At 54.5% G+C, this 4,642-nt stretch carries 3 protein-coding genes; all 3 read right to left on the minus strand.

Going from position 1 to position 4,642, the window contains the following annotated elements:
- Positions 1-39: 39 nt before the first annotated feature.
- Positions 40-1,272, minus strand: a complete 1,233-nt coding sequence (locus FBQ85_26835) for a phospholipid carrier-dependent glycosyltransferase (protein MDL1878750.1) — start codon at positions 1,270-1,272, stop codon at positions 40-42.
- A gap of 3 nt (positions 1,273-1,275) precedes the next feature.
- Complete coding sequence (locus tag FBQ85_26840; protein ID MDL1878751.1) at positions 1,276-3,210, minus strand: hypothetical protein; 1,935 nt, start codon at positions 3,208-3,210, stop codon at positions 1,276-1,278.
- 266 nt (positions 3,211-3,476) lie between these two features.
- On the minus strand, positions 3,477-4,499 hold the full coding sequence (locus FBQ85_26845; protein MDL1878752.1) for a glycosyltransferase: 1,023 nt from the start codon (positions 4,497-4,499) through the stop codon (positions 3,477-3,479).
- Between the last annotated feature and the right edge of the window lie 143 nt (positions 4,500-4,642).

Raw genomic sequence — 4,642 nt, forward strand, 5'->3', positions numbered from 1 at the left:
AACCGGAAACCAGCCCCAGAATAAGACCCACTGCAAGACTTACCATTGGGCCAACAAATGCAACAGATAGTGAAACCCGGTTAATGTTTTTGAGGCGGAGATGGCGATGAATCCTGGAATGAGGAAGCTCAACATCATCACTTCGCTTGGACGGTGCCGCCACAAAGCGCAAAGAACACCGGCCAGCGCCAGGGCTAACACGCCGGCGCCGAAGGAATATTCCAGACCCTGAAAATAGTAGCGCCAGGGCGAAATCATGCTATCGGAGTAATGCACGAGAAAAACCGGATCGACTTCCGTGCTTGTGAGACCGAGTTTTCCGAAAATGAAATTTAGGGTGTTCGCTACATTTTCATTCTGGTTGAGCCACAGTCCCGGATTGCCAATCAGATAGATCGTCAGTAATGCGGCAAATCCCCAGCCGGACTTTTTGAGCCACGCCGTTTGGGCGCCATTATCGCGCCGACGGAGAGCGTGAGCGGCGACAAATGGAATGAGCGCTATTGCTGCAGAGGCTTTGAAGAGCATGGCCACGCCGATCAAGAAACCGGCCAGCAGGGAGGAACGTAGCGAGATCTTGCGCATCACCTCAACAAGCGCCGTGAATCCGAGAAGCAGCACAAACGTCATCGGCACATCAACGGTGATGTAATGCGAGCACTCTGTGTGCACAACCGCCACGGCCAGGAATAACGCGGCCGCAAGCCCGGTTTTTTCATCGTAGATTTTCCTGCCGAGGCGATAGAGGGCATAAACACTGAGCGTTCCGATGATCGCCGTCGTAATTCGCCCGATCAACCAAAACGGCGCCGGCGCGAAGATGATTTTCAATGCAAAGTCACTAAGGCCGGCAACGCCGCCTGTTATCCAGAGGACGAGATAATACAGTGCATACTCGATGAAAAGCAGGTAGAAATAACCGCCTTTGAAATTGCGGTCGAAATCGAAATCGCCGTAGCCCAGGCGCAGCGCGCGATAAACTTCATGCCCCTCGTCTTGGTGATATTGATAGGGCAGGCCGAAAGCGATACCCCACAAGCGCAGCACGAGAGCCAGCAGCAAAATGAAACATAAAACAATAGTGGCGCGATGGCGCATGAAGAGTCTGTTAATGTTGTGTGACGCACAAATCGCGGGCTCTCTGGCGGCACAGACGGGTAAAACCAGGTTTGAACGATGATATTTTTCCAATGACGGGTACATGCTTTTAGCCCTTACGCCGAGGTGCGCGCAAATGAGCTGCTGGTTGAGATAGTTGTTCTCGTCGTTCACGTGTTATGCGGCCATGTGATAAATCTGTTCCGGCGCTTTGGCCGCGATCCGTGACAGGCGAGCGGCATCGCGCACAAACAGCTTATGCCAGGTTTCCACGGTAACAATGCGCCCGATGATTTCTGCGAAGTTGCCGCTGCGATTCATGTGCTCGGCAAGCAGCAGGCGCAGGCTGTCACGATTGAACACGCGCGAGCCTTCCGGCCATCGCTCAATCATGATCGTCGCAACTTTTTTTTGCAGTTTCAGAGAGTTGCGGATCATTTCGTCATAGTCGATCATCCGGGAATCGCTGGTTGCCGGTTGCCGCCGCAGGGCGGCATTCAAGCGGCGGCGCAAAGCGTTGGCGGCGCGGCGACCCTGCGTTCTGTAAAACCCTGCTGTCAGGGGCAAACCCGTTCGTTCCCACGGAATGCGCGCCAGGGCCGGCGTCAATGCGCTGATGGCCGCGCGCTGTAGCGGCTTGTACGAGCTGCGTTGCAATGGTGTCAATGTGCCGATGAGATCGAGCATGCGATTGTCGAAATACGGGCAACGCACGTCGACAATGCTGCGCAGTAGTTGCGGCCCGAATGCCGCGAAACGGGGTTTAAACTCTTCGAGCCAGAAACGATCGACTATGGCCGTGGCGCTGCCGTTGTCATGGCCCAACGCCTTTAGAGACTCCGCGATTAAATCGCATTCCGGTTGCAGGTGAGCTTGGGCTTCCGGCGATAGGAGATTGACGCGCGTACGGGGAGCCAGAGTAAAGGCGTGAATGTTTTTGTTGTCGACTTCAGAATGCAACCAGCGCAAGGGCTTGGGTGGAAGCACGAACTGCCGCCAAAACAAATCTTCGGGACCATACAGGCCGTCAAGAGGCGTGATGCCGTCATAAACCACACTTGCGGTTTCAGCCAGGCCGGGCGCCAGGCGCTGCACGTTTGCGTGAAAGCAATTGAACATGCCGTCCGTGAGATACACGGCGCGCTCCAAACTTGTTGCAGCCTCGCCCGCCACGATCGGACTGAAAAGATTTGCGTAACCTGCGGTCTCGGCCACGCGTTTCGCAATTTCTGCATCTTTGCAGCCGGGATTGCCGATGGTAAACGTCAGCACCTCACGTTTATCCGCCGCCATTGCTGCAAGGATCAAGCGCGAATCAACGCCGCCGCTTAACGGCAGGCCATGACGATGCTCACCTTCGGTCTGTGTGTGCATGACGTCGCGCCATGTTTCGATGAAACGCTGTGATGCTTCTTTTTCGTTGTGTGAGGGGTTCTGCTGGAAGTCCATTTTCCAATAGCGTTGCACTTGCAGGCGTCCTTGACGGAATACTGCAAAAGCACCCGGCGGCAAAACCTTCACTGCATGAAAAAACGTGTGCTGGCCGAGACAAAAGCCATGACGCAAAAAGCCGAGCACACCGGCATAATCGACTGCACGCGAAACCCATGGCAGAGTCAACAACGCTTTGACCTCCGGCGCAAAAGCGAGTTTATTCCCTTGCTGCACAAGGTAAATCGGCCGCAGGCCGCCACGATCGCCGCTCACCAGGAGTTCTTTTCTGCCGGCATCCCAAAGCGCCAATTGAAAAAGCCCGTTGAACCGTTCGAGCGCCGCAGCGCCCCGGCGCCTTAAGGCATGCAAGGCGATCGTTGCATGAGGGCTGGCCTCGCTGTCTCGCGGAGCAGGCACGCCCAACTCCTTTTGCAACTCATGCGCGTTGAAAAGCTCGCCTTCAAAAGCAAGCACGTAGCGATTGTCTTCGCTAACCGCGCATTGCGGTGAGCCTGTCAAAGTGCCCAGCCTGACGAGGCCGATTGCCGCGCCCGTGCGGCGGCTTTCCGTCCATTGATACCAGGGAAAGTGCAGCAGAGGCGCAACCATGCTCTGCATTGAACGCTGGAGAAGCTCCGGAGAGCTTTCCGGGTGAACGATTCCAAAAATTCCAGGCATATTTTCCTCAACAAAAATTGTAGTTGTCCGAGCGTGAGCAATTCATGAGCTGCCGCAATGCAAAGCAAGGGAGATGCCAGCAAAAAGGGCGCGGCGCAACAAGTCTGGGCGCGTATTTGCTTGAGTTATCTGTGGTCTGAATGTGGCATGCGGAAGGAAGTTTTACGGCGCAACATTTCTTTGCAACAAAATAGAGCGATGAAGCCGGATTGAAACAAAATGATGCGTCACTAAGAACGCCCGGCTAGGCACAAGGGCCGGGCGTTTTATGAAGTGCTGGCGTGGCGCGCGCGTGTCCGAGGCATTGAAAATAAACGTTTCAGCACGGCGGCGAGTTTGAGGCGAAGGTAACGTAACTCTCCCCAGGCAATTGGAAATAAGTTGAGATAGTTGAAACAGGCCGCGAGCCAGCAAGCTTTTTGTTCGCCGGTTGCACGATAAAAATAACGCGCTTTCTTCACTAAGAAAAACACCGGCAGCGCCCAACAGGCTTGGACAAGTATGATGTTGGGGTGATTGATGAGCACAGTTAGCAAAACGAGCAAAGCGAGAATTTGTGCATTCATCTTCCAGATGTAATCTTGCGGCAACGGCAACGACCAAGTGAAGTAACGCGCAATTATTTCCATTTCGTAGAAGCCATCGCGCACGCCGCGCCGCCAAAAGTGGCCGAGAGATTTCATGTCCATGTCGTGCCAAACCATTATGTGCGGGATGCGAATGGTTTTGAAATTCCTTTGGCGGAGGCGATAACCGAGATCGATTTCCTCGGCGCCAAATAACGAATCATCATAGCCGCCCAGTTCACGCAAAACCGCGGTGCGAAACATGCCGCCGCCGCCGGGATTTCCAATTTCACCGAGTGGGGCGGCCCTCCATCCGAGATCGAAGAAGCGATTGAACCAGCTCTTGTTGGGATGAACCTCTTGAAGGCGGCCAACGACGGCCGCGACTTGTTGATCAGCAAATACCGGCAAAGCCGCATGCAACCATTCGGGAGCGACGGTCATGTCGCCGTCAACAAAATGGACATAATCGCCGCGCGCTGCGCGCAAGCCGGCATTGCGCGCTCGACCGGGCGTGGCAGGTTGTTGCTTGAGTGCGATCACTGTGATGGGGAATTCTTGCGCGATCGCCACGGAGCGGTCGGTGGAATCGTTATCAACAAAAATGATTTCCTTGTGTTCCGCGGGATATTTGACCTGCAGAATCGATTGGAGGCAAGCGGCCAAATGCTCTTCTTCGTTGCGTCCAATGATCACAAACGTAACTTTGGGGGGTGTTGGCATGGCATTATTCCAAGCTACTTACGCTGTTGCAGTCGCTCTTCCCAGAGTGTGCAACAGCCGGCGATCCTCAATATCGAATGGTTTCATCATCAAATAAGCGGCAGCATATATTCCGGCCACCAATAGCGCTTGAGGAATGAGCG

This window comes from Cytophagia bacterium CHB2 (assembly GCA_030263535.1).
GTDB lineage: Bacteria > Zhuqueibacterota > Zhuqueibacteria > Zhuqueibacterales > Zhuqueibacteraceae > Coneutiohabitans.

What these genes read in the sequence shown, in the direction of transcription:
- FBQ85_26845 (MDL1878752.1), bottom strand. Translation starts at nt 4,499, where the DNA reads ATGCCAACACCCCCCAAAGTTACGTTTGTGATCATTGGACGCAACGAA.
- FBQ85_26840 (MDL1878751.1), bottom strand. Translation starts at nt 3,210, where the DNA reads ATGCCTGGAATTTTTGGAATCGTTCACCCGGAAAGCTCTCCGGAGCTT.